We start from the raw sequence: 22798 nt of genomic DNA, 5'->3' as shown, positions 1-22798 counted from the left end.
ACCATCTCACCGTGACAGCGGCCGAGCACTCTCAATTGCATGCCCAGCCACCGCGGAATATTCTGCCTCCTCACGCTCGGAGTGCTCGGACTCACCGCATGCTCGTATACCGACGACGCCCAGCCGAAGAGCGGAAACTATCTTGCCACTCAACCTGATTCAGGACCCGCCGGCGGCGAGATCGAGGGCGGCATCAGCCCGAGCGACACACACTTGCCGGCGCTGGCACGCCTGGACACCGCACTACTCGCAGCACTTCACTCGGCCGTCGCCGATGCCCGGAAATCCGGCGTTGTCATGCATGTCACGTCAGGTTGGCGATCCGCGGCATTTCAACAACGCCTCTTCGACAACGCCGTCGTAAAGTACGGCAGCGCAAGCGAAGCCGCACAATGGGTGCACCCGCCGAACCTCTCGAAACACGTCAGCGGACAGGCCGTCGACATCGGACCGACAAATGCCGACGACTGGCTCATCCAGCACGGCAGCGACTACGGACTGTGTCAGACCTACGCCAATGAAATGTGGCATTTCGAATTGGCCACCACCCCCGGCGGCGAATGTCCCCCACAACTGAGCAACCCCTCGGACGAGAGAGCGGAAGGCTGACCATGTCACGCATCAAACTACCGAGACTGTTTGCCGCACTGGTACTTCTGGTCTTGGGAATCATCGAATTCGAGTTGGCGGTCAACACTGCCGGCGGTCAGATAGTCGACCAGCAGATCATGAGAGACGCGGCCTACTCGGAGGATCTCGACTCCCTGGCCGCGGCATTCATCGGTCTGGTCACCCCGATTCTGATAGTGGGAGGAGTACTCGTGGTACTCATGATCACGTTGCGTAACAACCCGATTGCACTGGCGCTCCGCGTTGCCGTCGTGACACTGGGACCGATCGCCACAGCCTGGGCGCTCAAACAGTCCCTTCAGCGACCAGATCTCAACGGTCTTGTCATGCACAATTCCTTCCCCAGTGGCACCCTGACCGCTGTTACAGCCCTGGTCTGCGCGATCGTGTTCGCAACTCCCCATCGATGGCGCTCCATAGTTGCAATCAACGGTGCCTTGATCGTCATCGGCACCGCAATCTCCGTGATCGTCCTTCAGTGGCACCGGCCGAGCGACGTGATCGGTGCGCTGCTTCTGGTGGGCTGCTACACCCTCGCCGTGTCCGCTTTCCCGTTGAACACCACGGTTCCACGGCAATCCGCGCTGGCCGACCCCGGGAACGAACGACTCTCGAGGGTGTAAGGCACCTGTACTGTGAGCTTACCGAGATTCCTCCGACTGCAGAAGGTACCGGACCATGGTGAACATTCTTTTCATAGAAGACGATCCGGCCGTCGCCGAAGCAATCATGTTGGGGCTGAACCGACTCGGGCACACCGTCAGCCATCGACCCGACGGCAACACCGATTTCGACGACGCTCTGCTCGCCGCAGACCTGGTACTTCTCGATCTCGGACTTCCGGGTGCCGACGGCTACGAAATCTGCCGACGCATCCGCACCCGTAGCGCCATCCCCATCATTATTCTGACCGCACGATCCGACGACATCGATACCGTCGCCGGACTGGAAGCCGGTGCCGACGACTACGTCGTCAAACCCGCCAGTCCGCGGGTACTCGACGCCCGGATCAAAGCCGTCGTACGCCGGTCAGCGCCCACCACTCCGCCTACTGAAACACTCCCTGCCGCCGAAACTTTCGGAGACTTGAAGATCGATCGAGCGTCACTCAAAATCCACAAAGCCGGAGCACAATTGACCCTCACCCCGACCGAGATTCGCTTGATTCTGGCGCTGACCCAGAATCCCGGGCTGGTCCTGAGCCGTCAACAACTGCTGTCCGCCGCCTGGGATCAGGAATACCTCGGAGATTCACGCATCGTCGACGCCGCCGTGCAACGCCTCCGAAGCAAGATCGAAGACGACCCGGCCGAACCGACGTTCATCGAAACGGTTCGCGGCTTCGGCTACCGATTCAACTCCCAACCCCGATGAAACCGACCTGGCTACGCGTCGACGGCCTCCGCACCCGGCTGGTTCTCGTCTTCATTGCCATCGTGGTGATCATCGCCGGAGCAACCGCGGGAGCGGTGTCTCTGATGGCACGATCCTGGATCTATTCCAACGCGCAAGACGTCGCGACTGCGCAGTTTCGCGACGAAGTACTCTCGCTCAACGGTGAACATGTCGACGGAATCACCCCGACAAGCATGGCAAGTGTATTTCCTGACGACATGACAGTGATCGTGGACGGTGATGTCGTTCAACTCGGATCCGCCAATCCGTCAGCGATACCGCCGAGCTTCTCGAACGGGCTGGTCAGCCCCAAACTGCTCCGTTTCGAGAGACTCGACTCCGAGCACATCATGCTGGGCTTGTCGATCAATCTCACCGACACTTCCTCCGCACCCGGCGGCAAAGATCAGACACTGGTCAGCGCCGTCGCCATCCGCCCGCTCGTCGGCGTGCAGGACAAATTCGACAATCTGCTCGGGGTCGTTGCGCTCACCCTCACCCTCGGTGTCCTCGTCAGCGGATTACTCGGCTTCTGGATCGCGTCGACACTGGTTCGTCCGCTCAAACGCCTCGACGACGCCGCATCGCGCGCCGCCGACGGCGACTTGAGCGTCCGCCTACCGGAAGACGGAGTGGCCGAATTAGCTCAGTTGACAACAACATTCAACAACATGGTCGCGCGCAACGAAGCTGTGATCAACGAACTCAAAGAATCCGAAGAACAGTCCCGGAGATTCGTCGCCGACGTCTCGCACGAGCTGCGCACTCCGCTGGCAGCACTCGTACCCGTCAGCGAGATCCTGTCCGAAGAAATACCGAACCTGCCACCCGACACCGCCACCGCTGCCCGGATCGTGAGCAGCGAAATCACCAAACTCACCCGACTCGTCGAAGACCTCATCGAAATGTCGCGCCACGACTCGCAACAAGCACGGCTGGTGCTCGACAACATCGACCTCGTCAGCCTGACCGAGCGCACGCTGGAGAGCCGCGGATGGTCCGACATCGTAGAACTCTCCGCACCCCAAAACATCAGTGCCCGAGTTGATTCACGCAGAATCGATATCGTCCTCGCCAACCTCGTCGGCAACGCCTTACGTCACGGATCGCCCCCCGTGCGCGTCGAACTGAGCACTGAACCCGGCTACGCCGTCATCCACGTCATCGACCACGGACCCGGCATTTCGCCTGAGTACCGCCAAGCGATCTTCCGCCGATTCTTCAAGGTAGACACTGCTCGTGGGCGTAGTGAGGGCAGCGGACTCGGCCTGTCACTGACCGTCGAGAACGTACGCCTGCACGGCGGCAGTATCGACGTCGATCAGGTAGATGGACGCACAGTCTTCACAGTTCGCTTGCCCCTCAACTGACCCCGCTAACCCGCCGCGCCCGATTTGCCGCTTCCCCTTCTGAGCGAACGTACCTTTCGGCGCATCTAAGGCGACGGGCATACCGTTCGCTCCATCCAGGGGTCACCGCCCGCAAACCCACAGACCACCATCCCCAGCACACATGCATCCCAACATGCGAGAAACATATATCAGCATCTGGAACGGTGGGAGTAGTCTCGAACCCGTCGAATCACGGCGAACTGGGAGGCAGAGATGACCGCACCGTCACGGCTGGAGAAATCAGCAGTCTCACCCCGGGCATGGTCGATGCTCGGCATCGGTGTTGCAGCCCAGGCGGCAGGCACCGTCTTCGTCAGCACCCCCGCCTTCCTGATTCCACTCCTGCACTCCGAGCACGGCCTCTCACTGGCCCAGGCCGGAACACTCGCTGCTGCACCCACTTTCGGCATGGTCCTGACGCTGGTTGCCTGGGGAGCCCTGGCCGACAGATTCGGCGAGAAGTGGGTCATCTCCATCGGATTGGCCTTGACCGCGCTGGCCGCCCTGGCAGCCACCACCACCGATAACTATGCGCTCCTGGGTATTACATTCCTGCTCGGCGGTATGGCGGCGGCCAGCACCAACGCCGCTAGTGGACGCGTAGTGGTCGGTTGGTTCCCGAAGGATCGACGCGGACTGGCCATGGGCATCCGGCAGATGTCCCAACCGTTGGGCGTGACCATCGCTTCGGTCACCATCCCGACGCTGGCAGCCCACACCGGAATCGGTTCGGCGGTCGCACTGTCAGTGGCTCTCAACGGCCTGCTCGCGCTGATCTGTGCAGTTGCGCTGGTCAATCCCCCACGTCCGGCCGTCACCGCAGCACCCGTCGCCTCCGTCAACCCCTACCGTTCCAACTGGTTCCTGTGGCGCATCCACATCGTGTCGGCGCTGCTGGTGTTCCCGCAGTTCACGTTGTCGACATTCGGCCTGGTGTGGCTGATCAGTGAGCAGCACTGGGACGCCGCTCCCGCCGGAATTCTGATCGGGGTTTCGCAGTTCGTGGGCGCTTTGGGACGCATCGTCGTGGGTATGTGGAGCGACCGCGCCGGGAGCAGAGTGGGCCCGCTGCGACTGGTTTCGATATCGGCCGCCGTGGTCATGTTGGCCATGGCAGCGGCCGACGCCACCCCCTGGGGAATCCCGGCACTGATACTCCTGCTGGCCACTACCGTCAGTGTTGCGGACAACGGCTTGGCCTTCACGTCTGTCGCCGAAGCTGCCGGACCTCAGTGGCAGGGAAAAGCCTTGGGCGCCCAGAACACCGGGCAGTTCATTGCCGCGTCGGCGGTCGGTCCGGTAGTGGGCGCACTGATCGGTATCGTCGGCTATCCCATCGCCTTTGCGATAGTCGCAGCGTTCCCCGCTGCGGCAATCCCATTGGTACCCAGCCGCGATCGCGATATCAGCACCTAGTCTGCAGACGGATTCGGTTGCACTGCAGGCCCTGTCAGATCACAGTGCGGTTTGCAGGCAACCGAATCCGCCGGCTCCACTTCCGGAGTGCGGATCAACACGGCAGCAATACCCGCGCCGAGCAGCAAGAGTCCGACACAGATGTACATCGCCACAGTGAATCCGTCCGAGAACAGTGCGGGGTCCACCAGGGCTTCGGTGTTGATTCCCGCAATTCCCGGCAATGCAGCAACCGCCAGCAGTTGGCTGGTTCGGGCAACCGCATTGTTCACACCGGACGCAATTCCCGACTGCTCCACCGGAACCGAACCCAGCACCGCCGCAGTCAACGGTGCCACCATCACGGACAAACCCAGACCGAAAACAAGCACCCCGGGCAGCACGTCCGTCAGATACGACGCATCAACACCGATGCGCGTCATCAATACCAACCCCGCGGCCGCCAACACCGGCCCGACAGTCATCGGCAAGCGAGGTCCGTGAGTCTGCGCGTATCTGCCTGCCCGCGACGAGAACAGCAACAACGCCAACGTAATCGGAATCGTTGCTACACCGGCCGCCACCGGTGAATAGCCGGCGACAAGTTGCAGTTGCAACACCAACAGGAAAAACACTCCGCCCAGCGCGGCGTACACGGCCAGCGTCACCAGGTTTGCCGCCACGAACATTCTCGAATGGAAAAGCGACGGCGGCACCAGCGCACTCGGCGAACGTCGTTCCACAACAACAAAAAGACACAGAGCCAGCCCGCCGACAACACCGGCAAGTAGGTTCATCTCGATCAGCCCGTACGTCAATGCACCGAGACCGACCACCGCACAGGCAGATCCGAGTACGTCGAGGCGCTCGGGCGGGTTCGGGTCACGACTCTCCGGAACATGACGCACGGAGGCCCACACCACCAGAGCAGCAAGTGGAAGGTTCAGGAAGAACACCGAACGCCACCCGGCAACCTCCACAAGCCAACCGCCGAACAGCGGGCCGACGGCACCCGCAACTCCCCCGAGACCCGACCACAATCCGATAGCCGCACCCCGGTCCTCCTCACGCAACGACGCCGAGATGATGGCCAAACTCCCGGGCGTCAGCAGTGCTGCCCCGACACCTTGAAGGATTCGTGCCACCACCAGAAACGTGATGTCCGGAGCAATTCCACACAGCAACGACGCCACCGCGAACCACACGGTGCCCCACACGAACACCCGGCGTCGGCCCCACCGATCCCCCAGCGCACCGCCGAGAAGGATCAACGACGCCAACGCCAAGGTGTACCCGCTGAGCGTCCATTGCAGGCCTGCCACACCAGACCCCAGGTCGGAGCCGATGTGCGGCAGCGCGATGTTGACAACAGTGCCGTCGAGGAGAGCCATACTCGAACCGAGAACCGTGGCGGCAACAACCCAGCGCCCTCGTCTCGACGCCAGCGCCAATGGTTCCGTCATTGGTCCATCGTGCGCCTTAGCCGAGCATCGTGAAAGACCTCAGTCGATCTGACGGTGCTAGTCGATCTGACGGCGATGAGCCCAACGCGTCAGCGCATTGCGATTGGACTGCTGAGTCTTTCGCAGAACATTCGACGCATGGGTCTCGACCGTCTTCACAGAAATCACCAGTTCCTCCGCGATTTCGCGGTAGGTGTAACCCCGGGCGAGCAACCGGAGGACTTCGAGTTCACGCGGAGTCAGAGAATCCAGTTCCGGATCGAGCTGCGGTTCCGGAGCTGCAGACCGACCGGTGAAGGAATCGAGCACGAACCCCGCCAACCGAGGTCCGAAGACGGCGTCGCCGCCGGCGACCCGACGCACACCATCGGCCAATTCGGACCCCGAAATCGTTTTGGTCACGTACCCCCGAGCTCCACCGCGAATTACTGCGATGACATCCTCGGCGGCGTCGGACACGCTGAGCGCCAAGCACACCGGGCCCGAATCTATCCCGCGAAGCACGGCCACTCCACCGCCGTCGGGCATGTGCACGTCGAGCAATACGACGTGCGGTTTGGTCTTGTTGATGCCGGCGATCGCCTCGGCCACACCACCGGCTTCACCGACTATCTCCATGTCACCCTCGCGAGACAATTCGGCGCGAACTCCGGAGCGGAACACCCCATGATCGTCGACGAGAAAAACACGATACGGGGGCACTGGCGGCAAGGTCACTAGAACTGTTCCTCAGGGTTCGGGGCATGGTCTACGGACTCGTCCCACTGTAGGTCAGCCTTGCCGCCGAGCGGCATGTGAACCCGGATCTCGGTCCCCTTGCCGGGACTCGACCGAACTACGACGCGACCCCCACGACGCTCGATGCGGCCCCGGATCGACTTGGCCAATCCCTGACGGTCCTCGGGCACCGCGTCGACGTCGAAACCCACACCGCGGTCGCGTACAAAAATGCTGACCTGATCGCCCTCGACTTCGGCGAACAAGTTGATCTCCTTCTCTCCGGAATGCTTGGCAGAGTTGACCAGAGCCTCGCGGGTCGCACCGAGAAGGGCGGTAAATGCTTCCTTCGGCAGGCCGTTCTCACCGCCGAGTGCCACGTCTCCGACAGTGACGGGACGAACCGTCACGCCGTGCTGATCCTCCACCTCACCCGCGATGATCTTGAGACCCTCGGTCAGGCTGGTGTGGTCGATCTCGCCGCCACTGAACAACCACTTCCGAAGCTCGCGTTCCTGCCCGCGGGCGAGCCGCGCGACTTCCGCTGGATTTTCGGACTGCTTCTGAATCAGCGCCAAGGTCTGCAACACCGAATCATGCAGGTGCGACGCGATCTCCTCACGCTCGTCGTTGCGGATTCGAGCAGCACGCTCGGCGCCCAGAGCTCGCCACATCCGCAGCCACAACGGAACCGTCAACAGTCCGGCACCGATCAAGGTCACGATCACCGCCAAGAAGGACGATCGCAAGGCATCGATGTCGACCTGCGCCAACACCACTACCGCCAGGCCCAGAACGATCAGCGTCGCACCGCCGACCACCCGCGTCCACGTCAGGACAGTGGGGCGTTGCGGCAGTCCGATGACGGTACGTGGACCTTCGGAATCGAACTCCCGCCACACCAGGGCCGCACCGATAGCGACGACGAAGAAAGGTGCCAGCACCGATCCGGCAGTGCCGCTGAACAGCCAGGACAATGCCGCCGCGCCGCCCAGACCGAGAGCGATCAAACCGTAAGCGCGCTGGCGCTCCGCAGCACTCGCCTTCTCGGTGTCGGTACCCACCGAAACGAACGCCCAGAGAATCCCGTACACCACGATTCCGGCGCCGGCCATCGCTGCCAGAATCGCAAACGCAACACGAACCTTCAGGACGTCGACGCCGAGATGATCCGCGATACCGCCGGCCACACCGCCGACGATGCGACCACCGGAGCGGCGCTCCAGCTTTCGCAGCGGCAGCGGCAGTGGCGCACTCACGATCGCGGGTTCAGACACAGATTGCACATAGTCGATACTGGCACGAACCTCCGGCGCACACATCAGGGTCCAACCCTGAGGTCGTCACTCGACTACGGCAAAGATCAGGGCCCAGCCCTGATGCGCCACCACCACCCCACCAACGACGATGGATTCATGAGTACTCCGACCTTCCAGGAACAGATCCAAGATCTGTGGCGGACCCGCCCCGTGCGTCTACCCGCCCAGGGCCACGTTGCCGGCGTGTGCGCCGGAATCGGATACCGCTACGGCGTCGACCCGATCCTCGTGCGCGTCGCCTTTGTCGTCTCGACCATCTTCGGAGGTTCGGGCATCCTGCTGTATCTCGCGGGATGGCTGGTTCTCGCCCGCGCTGATACCGGGCCCTCCTCGGCCGAGTCGATGTTCCATCGTCGACGGCGTTCCGAATCCGGCACCAAGACGATCGTCCTGTTGGTGGCACTCGCTATCGCCGCAACCACGATCGGGCCCATCGGGGCCGGAAAGGGCGGCGCTGGACTGATCGGGTTGATGCTGATGCTCGGCGGATTGTGGCTTCTCTACCAACGACAACCAGTCCCGCCGGTGTTGCCCCCGAGCACCTCTCAGTACATCGGTTCCGGAACGGTCTATCCCGGAACAGGATTCACACCCGGACCGTTCACACCCGGCTATTTCACACCCGGCCCGGTCACTCCGGACCAGCCGCCGATCTACACGCCGTACACCAAACTCCCGGACAGCTACATCGCCCCCGAGCCGGCTGTCGATCTTTCCAAGAGCCCGAGCGGTTCCGTCGACGAGCAAGAGCGAACCGTCACGCCGCCGTCCTGGGATCCCCTGGGAGTTGCACCCTTCGCCTGGGATCTTCCCGATCCGGCAGTCAAGAACACTCCCCTGCTGCCCCTTCCACCGAAGCGCCGACGCTCCCGCTGGACACTCACCGTCCTCGGACTCGCGATCATCGCCACATCCGTCACCGGCGCGGCCGGTGCGGCAACCGGCAACGACTGGTTCACGCCGGGCCGCGTCGGTGCCGTCGGACTCGCTGTCATCGCCGCCGGATTGATTCTCGGAGCGTTCTTCCGCAAGGGATACGGACTGCTGGTCGTGACAGCACCACTGGTCGGGTTCGTGATCCTCGCATCGCTGGTCTACCCGCTCCAGTTCGACGCGTCGGGTGAACAGAAGTGGACCCCGACCAACGTCTCCGAGATACAGCCGTCGTACTCCGGTGGCTTCGGCAGCTTCACATTGGATCTGCGCGGCGTCACGTTCACCGAGGACAAAACCGTCGACGTCTCGGCAGCCTTCGGCGAGTTCAAGGTTCTGCTGCCGGAGACCGTCAAGGTACAGAACGACTGCACCGTTGTGATGGGTGACGGATCCCGTTGCCTCGACGGCGGCGTTCACTCGGGAACGCAGGCTAACGCTGATTCTCCGGTCGTCACTGTCAACGCCAAGGCAACATTCGGCAGCTTGGAGGTAGCACAATCATGAGCGACTACGACGACACCATCACCGAACCCGAAGAAACCCGAAAGACCAAGCGCCCGTCCGTACTTCTGCTGATCGCGGGAATCCTGGCGATGCTGGTCAGCGTGTGGGCTCTGCTCGGCCCCTTCTCGCTGGCACCGGCGGCCGACGTTCAGTTCCGGTGGATCTTCGTCGGCGCAGCCGTCGTCGCGGGGCTACTGCTGGTAATCCTGCCGAATCGCAGGAAATAAAAAACTGCTGTGCGCCTTTGTTAACCGCGGAAGGTTAACAAAGGCGCACAGCAGTTTTTGTTCAGTTGGGGATCACTCCCACTCGATGGTTCCCGGCGGCTTGCTCGTCACGTCGAGAACAACGCGGTTGACGTCCGGAACCTCGTTGGTGATGCGCGTGGAAATGCGCTCGAGGGTTTCGTACGGCAAACGCGTCCAGTCTGCGGTCATCGCGTCTTCACTCGAGACGGGGCGCAGCACGATCGGGTGACCGTAGGTGCGGCCGTCGCCCTGGACACCCACGCTGCGCACGTCGGCGAGGAGGACAACGGGACACTGCCAGATCACACCGTCGAGACCAGCGGACGTAAGTTCTTCGCGCGCAATGGAATCTGCGTGACGGAGAATCTCGAGACGCTCCTGAGTAACCTCACCGATGATGCGGATACCCAGACCCGGTCCGGGGAACGGCTGGCGTCCGACGATCTCTTCCGGCAAGCCCAGTTCGCGGCCGACGGCGCGGACCTCGTCCTTGAACAGCAGACGCAGCGGCTCGACGAGCTTGAACTGCAGATCTTCCGGCAGTCCGCCGACGTTGTGGTGGCTCTTGATGTTTGCGGTTCCGGTGCCGCCGCCGGATTCCACGACGTCCGGGTACAGCGTGCCCTGAACGAGGAAGTCGACAGTCGCGCCGTGAGAAGCGTTCTCGCCCAGAACATCACTGACTGCGCCTTCGAAGCTGCGAATGAACTCGCGGCCGATGATCTTGCGCTTGGTCTCGGGGTCGGTGACGCCGGCCAGTTCACCGATGAAGGTGTCAGCAGCATCAACCGTGATGAGACGAGCACCCGTAGCAGCAACGAAGTCGTTCTCGACCTGCGTGCGCTCACCGGCACGCATCAAACCGTGGTCGACGAACACACACGTCAACCGGTCGCCGATCGCGCGCTGAACCAACGCAGCGGCAACAGCGGAGTCGACGCCACCGGACAGACCACAGATGGCATGGCCGTCGCCGACCTGCTCGCGAACCTGCTCGATGAGCGACTCGGCGATGTTGGACGCCGTCCACGCTGCCGGGATACCGGCGATCTCGTGCAGGAAGCGGCTCAGAACCTGCTGGCCGTGCGGGGAATGCAGAACCTCGGGGTGGTACTGGACGCCGGCCAACTTGCGAGCGCGGTCCTCGAAAGCAGCGACGGGAGCGCCTTCGCTGGTCGCGGTGACTTCGAAACCTGCCGGCGCTTCGGTGACAGCGTCACCGTGGCTCATCCAGACAGGCTGCGTCGCGGGAAGTCCGTCGTGAAGTAGTCCACCGGACACCGAGATGTCGGTGCGGCCGTACTCACGGGTTCCGGTCTCGGCGACGGTGCCACCGAGGGCGCCGGCCATGGCCTGGAATCCGTAGCAGATTCCGAATACCGGAATGTCGTGGTCGAAGAGTGCCGGATCAAGCTTCGGGGCGCCGTCGGCATACACGCTGGACGGGCCGCCGGAGAGCACCACAGCCAAGGGGTTCTTGGCCACGATTTCCTCGACGGTCATGGTATGTGGAATCACCTCCGAGTAGACCTTGGCCTCACGAACCCGCCGTGCGATCAGCTGCGCATACTGCGCACCGAAGTCGACGACAAGAACTGGTCTCTGCTGCTCGATATCCGCCACACGTGCAGTCTAATATGCCCAGCTAGTGAACCTGCCCTCCCCCGGACTCTACGCAGCATACGAGGGTCCGGGGGCGACGAAGATCACGCCACTTCAGGCGATACCGGCTTCTTTCCACCCGTGATCTTCACAATCGGAAGAACCAGAGCCGCCGGAGCCGACGCGGGAACGACGGGCGAGTTGGGCGCAATCGGCGACAACCGCTGGTAATCACCACCCTGGGCCGGACGGAGGTCCTGCTCCCCCTTGTTCGGCCACAACGACGCCGCGCGTTCAGCCTGCGCCGCAATGGTCAACGACGGGTTCACACCGAGATTGGCGGACACCGCAGCACCGTCGACGACGCTGAGCGTCGGGTATCCGTAGACGCGCTGATACGGATCGATCACACCGTGGTCCGGATCGGACGCGATTGCGCAGCCACCGAGGAAATGCGCGGTGAGTGGAACGTTGAAGATCTCTCCCCACGTGCCGCCGGCCACGCCGTCGATCTTTTCCGCTACGCGTCGAGTGGCGTCGTTGCCCTCGGGAATCCACGTGGGATTCGGCTCGCCGTGGCCCTGCTTGCTGGTGACCTTACGACGCCCGAAGAGCCCCTTCTTCGTGTACGTCGTGATGGAGTTGTCGAGATTCTGCATGACCAGCGCGATGATGGTCCGCTCGCTCCAGTCCTTGACGGTGAGCATGCGCAGCATCTGGAACGGATTCCTGGCGACGGTGCCCAAGAACGTCACCCACCGCGGCTTGGTTCCGCCGCCGTCGGTCATCAACGTCTGCAGCAGGCCCATCGCGTTGGAACCCTTGCCGTAGCGAACCGGCTCGATATGCGTGTCCTTGCTGGGATGGAACGACGACGTGATCGCCACACCTCGAGTGAGGTCGAGTGCGGGATCCACCTTGTACTTGCCGGCGCCGACGATGGACTCGGAGTTCGTACGCGTCAGCTCACCGAGTTTGTCGGACAGCTTGGGCAGCGCGCCCGTGTCCTTCATGTCGAACAACAGGTGCTGCGTCCCCCACGTACCGGCAGCGAGAATCACGTTGGCTGCGGTGTACGTACGACGATTCTTGCGCTTGAAAGCGCCGGTCCGCTCGGTGAACACGTCCCACGTACCGTCGCGCGACTCACGGAGCCCGGACACCGTTGTCATCGGGATGATGTCGGCACCAGCAGTCTCGGCGAGGCCGAGGTAGTTCTTGAGGAGGGTGTTCTTGGCACCGTGACGGCAGCCGGTCATGCACTCGCCACATTCGATGCAGCCGGTGCGTTCCGGTCCGACACCACCGAAGTACGGATCGGCAGCCTTCTTGCCCGGTTCTCCGAAATAGACTCCGACGGGAGTCTGAATGAACGTGTCGCCGACGCCCATGTCGTCTGCGACCGATTTCATGATCTCGTCGGCCGGCGTCATGTGCGGATTCCGGACGACACCGAGCATCTTCTGCGCCTGCTCGTAGAACGGCGTGAGCTCATCGCGCCAGTCGGTGATGTGCGCCCACTGTTTGTCGTTGAAAAACGGTTCCGGCGGCTGGTACAGCGTGTTCGCGTAGTTCAACGAACCGCCGCCGACGCCGGCACCCGCCAGAATCAGGCAGTCGCGCAGCAGGTGAACCCGCTGAATACCGAAGCATCCCAGCTTGGGTGCCCACAGGAACTTCTTCAGATCCCAGCTGTTCTTCGCAAAATCGGCATCGGCGAACCGTCGACCAGCTTCGATCACACCGACTTTGTAGCCTTTTTCCACGAGACGAAGCGCACTGACGCTTCCGCCGAACCCGGACCCGACGATCAGTACGTCGTAATCCGTCGCCCGTTGTTTGCCCATCAGGAACCTCCACCGTGAACCGTAGTTACTGGCCAGTATGCACCCACTTGCTGTGACTATCACCACAAGGGTGCCCCTAAGCGTAACCGCAGGTAGCAGAAACGGGTGAAAGTCCTGCACAACGAACCGTGGCCCCGGTTCCAGAGGAACCGGGGCCACAGAAACGTACAAACTACGCGCGGACTGTCAGTCCGACCTTCTGGAATTCCTTCAGATCGGAGTAACCCGCCTTCGCCATCGAACGACGCAGAGCGCCGACGAAGTTCAGCGAACCGTACGGATCATCAGAAGGACCGCTGAGAACCTGATCCAGGCTCGGACGATCGCCGTACGACACCGGCAGAAGCGCACCACGAGGCATCGACGGATGCGCCGCAGCCGACGGCCAGTACCAACCGCCGCCGGGAGCTTCCGCAGCCACAGCCAGCGGAGCACCGAGGACAGCAGCGTCCGCACCGCACGCGATGGCCTTCGCGAGGTGACCCGACGTCACGATGTCGCCGTCGGCGATGACGTGGACGTACCGTCCACCCGTCTCGTCCATGTAATCGCGACGAGCAGCAGCAGCGTCGGCAATAGCCGTCGCCATCGGCACTCCGATACCCAGAACCTCACCCGTCGTGGTTGCGCCCTCGGTGGAGCCGTAACCGACGATGACGCCGGCTGCACCGGTGCGCATCAGGTGAAGCGCCGTGCGGTGATCACTCACACCACCGGCGATCACCGGAACGTCGAGTTCCGAGATGAAGGTCTTGAGGTTGAGCGGTTCCTGCTCGTTGTGATCAACGTGCTCGGCCGAAATGATCGTGCCGTGAACGACCAACAGGTCGATTCCCGCCTTGACCAATGCCGGCGTCAATGCACGGGCGTTCTGCGGGCTCACTCGAACCGCCGTCGTCACACCCGAAGCATTGACCTGAGCAACCGCAGCAGCCAACAGTTCCGCCTGCAGCGGAGCCGCATGCAACTCCTGCAGGTAACGGATGGCCGCGTCGACGCCACCGTCTGCTTCCGCGATCTCGACAAGGCGAGCCAGCTTGGCCTCGACATCCGCGTGACGACCCCACAGGCCTTCACCGTTGATGACTCCGAGCCCGCCGCGCTTGCCCAATTCGATTGCGAAGGTCGGTGAGACCAAGGCATCGGTCGGATGAGCGAGGACTGGAATGTCGAACCTGTACGCGTCGATCTGCCAAGCAGTCGACACCTCCTTGGACGAACGGGTTCGCCGGGAGGGAACGATGTTCACATCGTCCAGTTCGTAGGTACGTCGGGCCGTACGGCCCATTCCGATTTCAACGAGGTCGCGCACGCGCGCCCCTTTCTCGTGACAGATGAACTAGCGAACTGAACTAGCGAGCGGCCGAATTACCGGGCAGCATAGTTGGGAGCTTCGACAGTCATGGTGATGTCGTGCGGGTGGCTTTCCTTCAACCCGGCAGCCGTGATCTGGACGAACTGAGCGCCCTGCAGATGCTCGATCGTGGCACTGCCCGTGTAACCCATGGCAGCACGCAGACCACCGGTGAGCTGATGCGTCACCTGTGACAACGGACCGCGGAACGGAACCCGTCCTTCGATGCCCTCCGGAACCAACTTGTCCTCGGAGAGGACGTCGTCCTGGAAGTAACGGTCCTTGGAGTACGACTTGGCCTCGCCGCGCGACTGCATCGCACCGAGCGAACCCATGCCGCGGTAGCTCTTGAACTGCTTGCCGCCGACCAGGATCAGCTCACCCGGCGACTCGGCAGTACCAGCCAGGAGCGAGCCGAGCATGGCCGTCGACGCACCGGCAGCAAGAGCCTTGGCGATGTCGCCGGAGAACTGCAGTCCGCCGTCGGCGATCACGGGAATGCCGAGAGGCTTGCATGCCGCGGCCGCTTCGAGGATGGCCGTGACCTGGGGAGCACCGACGCCGGCAATGACACGGGTCGTGCAGATGGAACCGGGACCGACGCCGACCTTGACGGCATCGACGCCTGCGTTGACAAGTGCCAATGCACCGGCGCGCGTAGCGACGTTGCCGCCGATGATCTGAACCCGCTCGCCCAATTCACGCTTGAGCTTGACGATCATGTCGAGAACGTTGGACGAATGACCGTGCGCACTGTCCACCACCAGTACGTCCACACCGGCGTCGGTAAGCGCCATAGCGCGCTGGAAGGCATCGTCGCCGGCACCGACTGCGGCACCGACGAGCAGACGACCGTCACGGTCCTTGGTGGCATACGGATGCTGCTCAGTCTTGACGAAGTCCTTGACCGTGATCAGGCCGGTGAGCTTGCCGTTGCCGTCGATGATCGGAAGCTTCTCGATCTTGTGACGACGAAGAAGACCCAGTGCAACGTCTGCAGTGACGCCTTCCTGAGCGGTGATCAGCGGCATCTTGGTCATGATCTCGACGACCGGACGGTTCTGGTCGACCTCGAAACGCATGTCACGGTTCGTGACGATGCCCACCAACTGGCCGGCGTCGTCTGTGACCGGGAGACCCGAGATGCGGAAGCGAGCGCACTTCGCGTCGACCTCGCCCATCGTGTCGGTCGGCTTACACGTGACGGGATCGGTGACCATGCCGGCCTCCGAGCGCTTGACGGTCTCGACCTGCCCGGCCTGGACCTCCACCGACGAGTTGCGGTGCAGAACACCCATACCGCCGGCGCGCGCCATGGCAATCGCCATGCGCGACTCGGTGACCGTGTCCATCGCGGAGCTGACCAACGGGATACGCAGACGAATATCGCGGGTCAGCTGACTCGACGTGTCGACCTGACTCGGAATGACATCGGACGCTGCAGGCAACAGCAGTACGTCGTCATAGGTCAGCCCGAGCATTGCGACCTTGTTGGGGTCGTCTCCTCCGGTGTGTACATGCCCTGCAGAACTAGTCATGCGGTCAGGACCCTCCATGGACCTAGATTCGCCTGGTCGGCAGCCGCTGTGGCAGCTACCTCGAAGCGGATTACGAAAGCTGGATATCGGATAGAAGGCACCTGCACAGAAAGATATTCCTGGCACCTTTTCCCGGCGTTGCACACCATGGTATCGGCTCCCGCATTGGTCCGAACCATCCCACCCACGCTGCGGGTACGCGTAACAAGTGGCGCCAACCCCCCTGACCTGCGTACCGTGGTGCTGTGCGTGATCAACTGCCCCCCGGTCTGCCGCCAGATCCTTTTGCCGGCGACCCCGCTGACCCTTCCGCGGCTCTCGATGCCATCGAGCCGGGTCAACCACTCGACCCTCAAGAACGGCAGGCCGTCGAGGAAGATCTCGCTGACCTCGCGGTTTACGAGGCCCTCCTCGCTCATCGTGGCATCCGCGGACTCGTGGTGTGCTGCGAAGACTGCCAACAAGACCACTACCACGACTGGGACATGTTGCGGGCAAACCTGCTCCAACTCCTCGTCGACGGAACCGTCCGCCCCCACGAACCCGCCTACGACCCCATGCCTGAGGCATATGTCACGTGGGATTACTGCCGTGGGTATGCCGACGCATCCATGAACGAAGCGATGCACGGCGACGGATTCGACGCCTGACCCCTAGCGCATACAAGAGTGGGCCGACAAGCTGATGCTTGTCGGCCCACTCTTTTGTGTCTGCTGAATCTATTGCTACTGAACAGGTTTCACTGTTATCAGGACGGAGTGTTCACATTCGGCGACGTGGTTGTCGTCTTCGACGACGGAGTCGTCGTTGAAGAGGACGGAGCGCTCGTGGATGTCGGCGTGCTCGTCGACGGACTCGGGTTGGTCGACGACGGCGGCGGAAGTTCCGGGTTGGACGTCGACGTCACCGGACCCGTGCCCGGAATCTCCACGTTGGTTGATGTACTCGGCTGCGTCGGAATCGACGTCACCGACGCGGCCGGCAGGCTCGTTTGCCCACCGGTGGTGCTGGAAATCGGCGGAGCGATCGGAGTTCCGGTTACCTGCGCCTGGGTCATCAACTTGCCCCATCGCTCGACGAGATCCGTCTTCTCCTGCGAATCCTTCACATCACCAGCGCGCTGCGCTGCGTTGTCGAGGACCTTCTTCGCTTCGGGAATGTCACCGGCGGCCAACAACCGCTCAGCCTTCTCGAGTTCGGACGTCGTATCGATCTTCGCCACGGTCGAATTTGCTTCGTCCGCGAAGACAACCTGCTTCACACCCCACAGTGCGTCGCCGGGCTGCGCATCGTAAGCAAGCATCGAACCGCCACCGAACACCACTGCCGCCACAGCTGCCGCAGCCGCTATCGGACGCACCAGCCGCAGCCGTGAACGTGAACGCTCTCGGTCGGCGATACTCGGCGGAGCCGATTCGATAGCCGCGATCACATCTTCGAGAAGAGGGCCTTCCGGCATCGGAGTCGACACGACGTCGTCTCGCCACTTCGACAGAATCAGTGCCAGCTCGTACTGCTCAGTGCTATCAGTCGTTACCGGCCCACCACTCGAAATCGCTTCGATCAACGCGTCGTCACGCCGAACCGCAGCTAGATCTACCGGTGCCCCGTCATCGGTGAGACCGGCTGCGAGGTCGTCGAGATCGGAAGGATCACGTTTCTCGTCTCTAGCCATAGCTCTCACCCGCTTTCGTTACTACTTTTTTCAGTTTCGCGATCGCCCGATGCTGGGCGACTCGTACAGCTCCGGCGGTACTCCCGACGGCGGCGGCCGTCTCTTCGGCCGACAGCCCGACAACCAACCGGAGAATCAAGATTTCTCGATGCTTCTCCGGCAATGTGCCGAGCAGTTCTTGCATTTGTCTACTGGATTCCGAATCGAGCGCTCGTTGCTCGGGTCCGTCGTCAAGTGCGATTACATCCGGTACTTCGGCTACGGGCTCCGACTTGTTACGTGCGGAGCTTCGATGCGCGTCAGCAACCTTGTGTGCAGCGATGCCGTACACAAAAGCCATGAAGGGTCGTCCCTGATCCTGATAACGCGGCAATGCGGTCATCACAGCCAGACACACCTCCTGCGCGACGTCATCGGCAGACAGGTGACCTCTCTCCGCCGCACCCACCCGACCACGGCAGTAACGAACCACCATCGGTCGAATGTTTTCCAAAACCAAAGCTAGAGCTGTACGGTCGCCCTGCGCTGCAGCGGCGACCGCGGAGTCCAACTCATCGCTCGTATTAGTCATCGTCAGCGAAAATCCTGGCGTTACAGTGGCACTTCCCGAGTGGGTGTGCTTCCACTCTCAGCGGAACCCTCTAAGAGTAACCATCCAGACCGACTGGTCCGCGCATCCCCGGCCCGCTGCGGCATCGTTTCTCTGTTCGAGACTCGTCCGCTATTTCGTGGCACACCTCACTACGACGGGCTACGGAAAACGCCCCCACGGAGTGCGATCACCGTGTCGAGGACGCTCGAATTCGGCGTCGTCGCGACGCCGCTCACACCCTCGATCAGCATCGAGGAAGCCCAGGCCAAGGGCAACAACCCGAACTCCATGCACTGATCGAACACCGCCCGTGCACGCTGCGCCGCCTCATTCGCGTCGAAACCCGTCATCGCGGCACAACGCAAGAGGTCCGATTTCACCTTGTGCCGGACAGAGCCGCAATCGCCGGACAGTTCGACGGCATTATCAGCGTGTCGAAGCGCGCGGGTGAAGTCTCCGGACGCCAGCGCAAGCTCCGCAGAGACCCATTCGAGCCTGATCGACTGGCGCCACAGTCCTTCACCGATGCGCTCTCCGCATTCCGCGAGAAGGCGCCAACCCAGCGGAAGTCGTCCGACGCCGAGTGCGTCGGCAGCCAGGCCGGTAAGCGCATCACAGGCAGCGGCGTCCACCGATGGCGATGGGTCGAGTCCGGCAACAATCGCGAGCGCCCGACCGTCGTCAAGCGCAGCCTGTGCGTGCCAGCCCGTTTGCCGCCGAAACGACGCCCGCGTACTCGCGGCCAACGACGCGAACGTCCGTTCGTGATCTGTGACCTGGCCGGCAGTTCTCCGGTCCACCACATCCAGTGCGGCGCGCGCCTGCGCATAGCGCCCTTGTCCGCCGAGTGCGACCGCGGTCAACCACCAACTCTCGACCGAAGCAGGGACTGGAAGCAGGACGAGTTGAGGTTCCGCACCAAAGGCCACGGACTGCACAGTTGTCGACACCGTCAGATCATTGCAGTCGCAGCCGGGCAGTCAGTTCCGGGCAGCCAGTTCACGGCAAGCAGCTCACGGCAAGCAGTTCAGTGCTGGCGCTACGCCAGCGCGTCCCAGATACCGGGATGGAAAAATGGACCATCTTCGTCGTCGTTCACCAAATATTCAGCCAAATGCAGAATTCTCGTTACTTCGATATTTAACAGAAACATAGCTGTTACGTTAACTACACATTACTTATCGGACGCTTGCCCAACTGTCAATATGCGACGTTAGTCCGAATAATGCCCGCTCAACATAGTCCTGTCCACCGAGCCCGTAGGGCTCAAAACGGTAGCCAGTCACGACCCGTCACAAATATTTGCCATTTGACCTGCTAGTTTCAATTTCAATTACATGAAACCTTTACACATCACACCGCACTGTAAGTTATTGCCGAAATACTCACTTACGCACGAAGTGGCCGAAATGTAAATATTTTCCTCGTTAACTCTTGCCTTGCGGAATATGCCGATTCCCACTCGCGAGCCTATTGACGCGATTTACTCAGCACCCTTACGGTTAGCGAGCGCGAACATGCAGAAGGCCCGGATAATCTTCGGGCAACTTGATCCGCTCGTTGAACAAGACGAGCTTGCAGTAAGGAGTCAATATGCCTGCACCGAATCATCTTCCCGGGCCGAACGCAGACATCTGGGACTGGCAGATGCACGGACTGTGCCGCGGAGTCGACTCCTCGATGTTCTTTCACCCGGATGGCGAACGTGGTCGAGCCCGAACTCAGCGAGAGACCCGTGCCAAGGAGATGTGCCGTCAGTGCCCGGTTCTCATTCAGTGCCGTAGTCACGCGTTGACCGTTTCCGAGCCGTACGGCATCTGGGGCGGGATGTCGGAGACCGAACGTGAACTTCTCGCGCGTCACCGCCGGAACGGGCGCCTCGCCTCCTGAAGACGCGGCGCGCCCAGCGGCACAGCAAGATCGGCTCACACAGCACGATCTGCACACCGAGACCAGAACGCCCCCGATGAACTCGGGGGCTTTCTCATTTTCTCGAGAACTCCACCCATCCATCGCGGCGCCGACTCCGAATGCCTTGTACAGACGTGCACACCAGCACTTCATTTACGGAAGGCAGACCCATGAACGCATCTACCTCGACTCGAGTTCTGGCAGTCACGGCAGCAGCATCATTTGCACTCGTCGGCGTCGTCGGTTGTTCCTCCGACAAGGAAGATTCATCGAGCGCCACGTCCAGCGCGGCAATGACAAGTTCGAACATGGCAATGACTCCGAGCAGCGCGATGGCACCCGCCTCGGATCTGGTCGGCGCGGGTTGCGCCGAATACGCGGCATCCGTACCCACCGGCGCCGGCTCGGTAAGCGGAATGGCTCAGGACCCCGTCGCGACAGCAGCATCGAACAACCCCTTGCTGACCACGCTGACTGCCGCGGTATCCGGCCAGCTCAATCCTGACGTCAACCTCGTCGACACCCTTAACGGCGGCCAGTTCACCGTCTTCGCTCCCATCGACTCGGCGTTCGCCAAGATCGACCCGGCCACCATCGACACCCTCAAGACCGATAGCGCGACGCTGACGAAGATCCTCACCTACCACGTAGTTCCCGGGCAGATCGCTCCCGACGCGATCGACGGAACACACCCGACTGCCGAGGGCGGAACCGTCACGGTGACCGGTTCGGGCGACAACATCAAAGTCAACGACGCAACGGTTGTCTGCGGCGGAGTCAAGACTGCCAATGCCACCGTTTACCTCATCGACTCGGTATTGATGCCGAAGTAATCCTCACTGCTGTGCGCCTTTATTACCCGCCCGCGGTTAACAAAGGCGCACAGCAGGCTACGGTTGTACTCGATGAAGTCAGACGAGGCACCGGATGAGGCTGATACCTGCCCGACGGAAAACTCTGCCGCACGCACCGCGCGAGTCACGGAATCTCGTGAACTCGCGCTCATTCTCGAGCAGGTAGCGCGCGGTGATCAATCGGCGTTCGCCGAGTTCTACGATCGGACCAGCTCGCGCGTCTACGGAATGGTTCTCCGTGTTCTTCGCGATCCGGGTTTCTCCGAGGAAGCGGTTCAAGAGGTATATCTCCAAGCGTGGAGCGCTGCAGAGCAATTCGACGCCGCTCGCGGGTCGGCGCTCGCGTGGCTACTCACCCTGGCGCACCGGCGAGCAGTCGACAGGGTTCGGTCCGAGCAGTCGAGTTCGGACCGCCAGACCCTCTACGACACAACAAACACGACACCGGAGTTCGATGTCGTCAGTGAAGAAGTCACCCGCAGAGACGAACATCGCGCCATCACGGCCTGTTTGGAAACGCTGACGCCGACGCAACGAGAATCTGTGACCCTCGCCTATTACGGCGGGCGAACGTACCGCGAGGTGGCCGAAGACCTCGGCGTGGCGATACCCACGATAAAGTCACGAATTCGCGACGGACTTATCCGGCTACGCGGATGCCTGGGGGTGAACTGAGATGGACGAAGAGCTGATCGCCTGGGCGTACACCTATGCGATAGACGCCCTCGATCCCGACGAGCGTCGGGCCGTCGACGTTCTCCTGGCCGGCACCGACGCGGCCACCCGCGCCGAATTCGAATCGCAGGTCCGGCTCACCGCCGAGACGATGGCGGAACTGAGCACGGTCGACGCGCTCGAACCGCCACCCGCACTTCGCAATCGGATTCTCGATACCGTCGCGCTGACGCCGCAAACACCCGAGCAGGCTCCCCCGGTATCACTGGCAGAGCGTCGTAAGCGCCGCAGTCCGTGGGTCATGGTACTCGCCGCAGCAGCAGCAGCGGTCATCGTCGTGGGCGGGATCGGCATCGGATTTCAGGTCAGCGACAACACCCCGTCCCCGAACACGGCGTCGGAGATCATGGCCGCGCCCGACGTACACTCCACCACTCTGGACGTCCCCGGCGGCGGAACAGCAACCACCGTCTACTCCCCGTCCGAAGACGCTGCGGTGTTGACGATGAACAACGTGACTCCCCCGAGTCCGGACACGGTTTACCAGATGTGGCTCGTCGAGGACGACACCATGACACCCGCCGGCACCATGTCTCCTTCCGACGTCAAACCCACCACTCAGGTTGTCCTCGACGGCATCGGCTCCAATACGAAATTGGCGTTCACGGTAGAACCGCCCGGCGGATCGCCGCAGCCGACAGGCCAACCGTTCGCGATGATCCCGCTCATCTAACGAAGACCGAAAGAAGGGA

General features: G+C 62.1%; 22 protein-coding genes. 12 read left to right on the top strand and 10 right to left on the bottom strand.

Annotated features, from left to right (window positions below; all coding sequences use genetic code 11):
* Positions 1-39 precede the first annotated feature (39 nt).
* The 5 genes from BDB13_RS12835 (at position 40) to BDB13_RS12815 (ending at position 4832) form a co-directional block, all read left to right on the top strand.
* Positions 40-609, top strand: coding sequence for a M15 family metallopeptidase (locus BDB13_RS12835; RefSeq protein WP_094271972.1), 570 nt, complete (start codon positions 40-42; stop codon positions 607-609).
* 2 nt (positions 610-611) lie between these two features.
* Positions 612-1253 carry a phosphatase PAP2 family protein gene (locus BDB13_RS12830; RefSeq protein WP_094271971.1) on the top strand — a complete coding sequence of 214 codons (642 nt, stop codon included), beginning with the start codon at positions 612-614 and terminating at the stop codon, positions 1251-1253.
* A 55-nt stretch (positions 1254-1308) separates the two neighbouring features.
* A complete protein-coding gene (locus tag BDB13_RS12825; RefSeq protein WP_094271970.1) occupies positions 1309-2004 on the top strand; it encodes a winged helix-turn-helix domain-containing protein in 696 nt (231 codons plus the stop codon).
* Positions 2001-3395: a sensor histidine kinase gene (locus tag BDB13_RS12820; RefSeq protein WP_094271969.1), complete on the top strand. Its 1395-nt coding sequence runs from the start codon at positions 2001-2003 to the stop codon at positions 3393-3395. Before BDB13_RS12825 ends, BDB13_RS12820 begins: the two co-directional genes overlap by 4 nt.
* A 234-nt stretch (positions 3396-3629) precedes the next feature.
* Positions 3630-4832, top strand: a complete 1203-nt coding sequence (locus BDB13_RS12815; RefSeq protein ID WP_094271968.1) for an MFS transporter — start codon at positions 3630-3632, stop codon at positions 4830-4832.
* On the opposite strand, the gene BDB13_RS12810 is transcribed toward BDB13_RS12815, so the two are convergent.
* From BDB13_RS12810 to BDB13_RS12800, 3 genes are read right to left on the bottom strand one after another with little or no spacing between them, the layout of a single operon-like run.
* Positions 4829-6274, bottom strand: coding sequence for an MFS transporter (locus BDB13_RS12810; RefSeq protein ID WP_094271967.1), 1446 nt, complete (start codon positions 6272-6274; stop codon positions 4829-4831). The genes BDB13_RS12815 and BDB13_RS12810 overlap by 4 nt on opposite strands.
* A gap of 57 nt (positions 6275-6331) precedes the next feature.
* The gene (locus BDB13_RS12805; RefSeq protein WP_094271966.1) at positions 6332-6991 is read right to left on the bottom strand and encodes a LuxR C-terminal-related transcriptional regulator; all 660 of its coding nucleotides are present in this window, start codon (positions 6989-6991) and stop codon (positions 6332-6334) included.
* Positions 6991-8313 (bottom strand): ATP-binding protein, encoded by a 1323-nt coding sequence (locus BDB13_RS12800; RefSeq protein ID WP_094271965.1) that lies wholly within the window; start codon positions 8311-8313, stop codon positions 6991-6993. The genes BDB13_RS12805 and BDB13_RS12800 overlap by 1 nt, the downstream gene beginning before the upstream one ends.
* Before the next feature lie 93 nt (positions 8314-8406).
* Here BDB13_RS12800 and BDB13_RS12795 point away from each other — a divergent pair, with 93 nt between their 5' ends.
* Together BDB13_RS12795 and BDB13_RS12790 are read left to right on the top strand one after the other, a co-directional pair.
* Entirely contained in the window at positions 8407-9750 is a 1344-nt protein-coding gene (locus tag BDB13_RS12795) for a PspC domain-containing protein (protein ID WP_094274882.1), read from the top strand.
* Positions 9747-9977 carry a hypothetical protein gene (locus BDB13_RS12790; protein ID WP_094271964.1) on the top strand — a complete coding sequence of 77 codons (231 nt, stop codon included), beginning with the start codon at positions 9747-9749 and terminating at the stop codon, positions 9975-9977. Before BDB13_RS12795 ends, BDB13_RS12790 begins: the two co-directional genes overlap by 4 nt.
* Positions 9978-10049: 72 nt before the next feature.
* Here the strand turns inward: BDB13_RS12790 and guaA are convergent, their stop codons facing one another.
* From guaA to guaB, 4 genes are all read right to left on the bottom strand, one after another.
* Complete coding sequence (gene guaA / locus BDB13_RS12785; protein ID WP_094271963.1) at positions 10050-11621, bottom strand: glutamine-hydrolyzing GMP synthase; 1572 nt, start codon at positions 11619-11621, stop codon at positions 10050-10052.
* An 83-nt stretch (positions 11622-11704) separates the two neighbouring features.
* Entirely contained in the window at positions 11705-13447 is a 1743-nt protein-coding gene (locus tag BDB13_RS12780; RefSeq protein ID WP_094271962.1) for a GMC oxidoreductase, read from the bottom strand.
* Positions 13448-13619: 172 nt separating this feature from the next.
* Positions 13620-14759 carry a GuaB3 family IMP dehydrogenase-related protein gene (locus tag BDB13_RS12775; RefSeq protein ID WP_094271961.1) on the bottom strand — a complete coding sequence of 380 codons (1140 nt, stop codon included), beginning with the start codon at positions 14757-14759 and terminating at the stop codon, positions 13620-13622.
* 56 nt (positions 14760-14815) lie between these two features.
* The gene (guaB, locus tag BDB13_RS12770; RefSeq protein ID WP_094274881.1) at positions 14816-16339 is read right to left on the bottom strand and encodes an IMP dehydrogenase; all 1524 of its coding nucleotides are present in this window, start codon (positions 16337-16339) and stop codon (positions 14816-14818) included.
* 245 nt (positions 16340-16584) lie between these two features.
* On the opposite strand from guaB, the gene BDB13_RS12765 reads away from it, so the two are divergent.
* The gene (locus tag BDB13_RS12765; protein ID WP_033231326.1) at positions 16585-16989 is read left to right on the top strand and encodes a DUF5319 domain-containing protein; all 405 of its coding nucleotides are present in this window, start codon (positions 16585-16587) and stop codon (positions 16987-16989) included.
* A gap of 98 nt (positions 16990-17087) precedes the next feature.
* On the opposite strand, the gene BDB13_RS12760 is transcribed toward BDB13_RS12765, so the two are convergent.
* The 3 genes from BDB13_RS12760 to BDB13_RS12750 form a co-directional block, all read right to left on the bottom strand.
* Positions 17088-18014, bottom strand: a complete 927-nt coding sequence (locus BDB13_RS12760) for an anti-sigma-D factor RsdA (RefSeq protein WP_094271960.1) — start codon at positions 18012-18014, stop codon at positions 17088-17090.
* Positions 18007-18585 (bottom strand): sigma-70 family RNA polymerase sigma factor, encoded by a 579-nt coding sequence (locus BDB13_RS12755; protein WP_094271959.1) that lies wholly within the window; start codon positions 18583-18585, stop codon positions 18007-18009. The genes BDB13_RS12760 and BDB13_RS12755 overlap by 8 nt, the downstream gene beginning before the upstream one ends.
* Positions 18586-18755: 170 nt before the next feature.
* Positions 18756-19556, bottom strand: coding sequence for a hypothetical protein (locus BDB13_RS12750; RefSeq protein ID WP_254922800.1), 801 nt, complete (start codon positions 19554-19556; stop codon positions 18756-18758).
* Positions 19557-20199: 643 nt separating this feature from the next.
* On the opposite strand from BDB13_RS12750, the gene BDB13_RS12745 reads away from it, so the two are divergent.
* The 4 genes from BDB13_RS12745 to BDB13_RS12730 all read left to right on the top strand — a co-directional run bounded on the left by BDB13_RS12745 (position 20200) and on the right by BDB13_RS12730 (position 22779).
* Positions 20200-20496, top strand: a complete 297-nt coding sequence (locus tag BDB13_RS12745; protein ID WP_094271958.1) for a WhiB family transcriptional regulator — start codon at positions 20200-20202, stop codon at positions 20494-20496.
* A gap of 191 nt (positions 20497-20687) precedes the next feature.
* The gene (locus BDB13_RS12740; protein WP_094271957.1) at positions 20688-21350 is read left to right on the top strand and encodes a fasciclin domain-containing protein; all 663 of its coding nucleotides are present in this window, start codon (positions 20688-20690) and stop codon (positions 21348-21350) included.
* 72 nt (positions 21351-21422) lie between these two features.
* Positions 21423-22046, top strand: coding sequence for a sigma-70 family RNA polymerase sigma factor (locus BDB13_RS12735; protein ID WP_094271956.1), 624 nt, complete (start codon positions 21423-21425; stop codon positions 22044-22046).
* Between the two features lies 1 nt (position 22047).
* Positions 22048-22779, top strand: a complete 732-nt coding sequence (locus tag BDB13_RS12730) for an anti-sigma factor (RefSeq protein ID WP_094271955.1) — start codon at positions 22048-22050, stop codon at positions 22777-22779.
* Positions 22780-22798 lie beyond the last annotated feature (19 nt).

This window comes from Rhodococcus sp. OK302 (assembly GCF_002245895.1).
Taxonomy (GTDB): Bacteria; Actinomycetota; Actinomycetes; order Mycobacteriales; family Mycobacteriaceae; genus Rhodococcus_F.
This window is presented reverse-complemented; position numbering and strand designations above follow the sequence as displayed.

Bases quoted from the DNA above. Each gene is read 5' to 3' on its own strand.
- BDB13_RS12755 (WP_094271959.1), bottom strand. From the start codon at position 18,585: ATGACTAATACGAGCGATGAGTTGGACTCCGCGGTCGCCGCTGCAGCG.
- BDB13_RS12760 (WP_094271960.1), bottom strand. From the start codon at position 18,014: ATGGCTAGAGACGAGAAACGTGATCCTTCCGATCTCGACGACCTCGCA.
- BDB13_RS12830 (WP_094271971.1), top strand. From the start codon at position 612: ATGTCACGCATCAAACTACCGAGACTGTTTGCCGCACTGGTACTTCTG.
- guaB (WP_094274881.1), bottom strand. From the start codon at position 16,339: ATGACTAGTTCTGCAGGGCATGTACACACCGGAGGAGACGACCCCAAC.
- BDB13_RS12735 (WP_094271956.1), top strand. From the start codon at position 21,423: ATGAAGTCAGACGAGGCACCGGATGAGGCTGATACCTGCCCGACGGAA.
- BDB13_RS12790 (WP_094271964.1), top strand. From the start codon at position 9,747: ATGAGCGACTACGACGACACCATCACCGAACCCGAAGAAACCCGAAAG.
- BDB13_RS12795 (WP_094274882.1), top strand. From the start codon at position 8,407: ATGAGTACTCCGACCTTCCAGGAACAGATCCAAGATCTGTGGCGGACC.
- BDB13_RS12810 (WP_094271967.1), bottom strand. From the start codon at position 6,274: ATGACGGAACCATTGGCGCTGGCGTCGAGACGAGGGCGCTGGGTTGTT.
- BDB13_RS12825 (WP_094271970.1), top strand. From the start codon at position 1,309: ATGGTGAACATTCTTTTCATAGAAGACGATCCGGCCGTCGCCGAAGCA.
- BDB13_RS12745 (WP_094271958.1), top strand. From the start codon at position 20,200: ATGCCTGCACCGAATCATCTTCCCGGGCCGAACGCAGACATCTGGGAC.
- BDB13_RS12740 (WP_094271957.1), top strand. From the start codon at position 20,688: ATGAACGCATCTACCTCGACTCGAGTTCTGGCAGTCACGGCAGCAGCA.
- BDB13_RS12800 (WP_094271965.1), bottom strand. From the start codon at position 8,313: ATGTGTGCGCCGGAGGTTCGTGCCAGTATCGACTATGTGCAATCTGTG.
- BDB13_RS12815 (WP_094271968.1), top strand. From the start codon at position 3,630: ATGACCGCACCGTCACGGCTGGAGAAATCAGCAGTCTCACCCCGGGCA.
- BDB13_RS12780 (WP_094271962.1), bottom strand. From the start codon at position 13,447: ATGGGCAAACAACGGGCGACGGATTACGACGTACTGATCGTCGGGTCC.
- BDB13_RS12820 (WP_094271969.1), top strand. From the start codon at position 2,001: ATGAAACCGACCTGGCTACGCGTCGACGGCCTCCGCACCCGGCTGGTT.
- BDB13_RS12835 (WP_094271972.1), top strand. From the start codon at position 40: ATGCCCAGCCACCGCGGAATATTCTGCCTCCTCACGCTCGGAGTGCTC.
- BDB13_RS12730 (WP_094271955.1), top strand. From the start codon at position 22,048: ATGGACGAAGAGCTGATCGCCTGGGCGTACACCTATGCGATAGACGCC.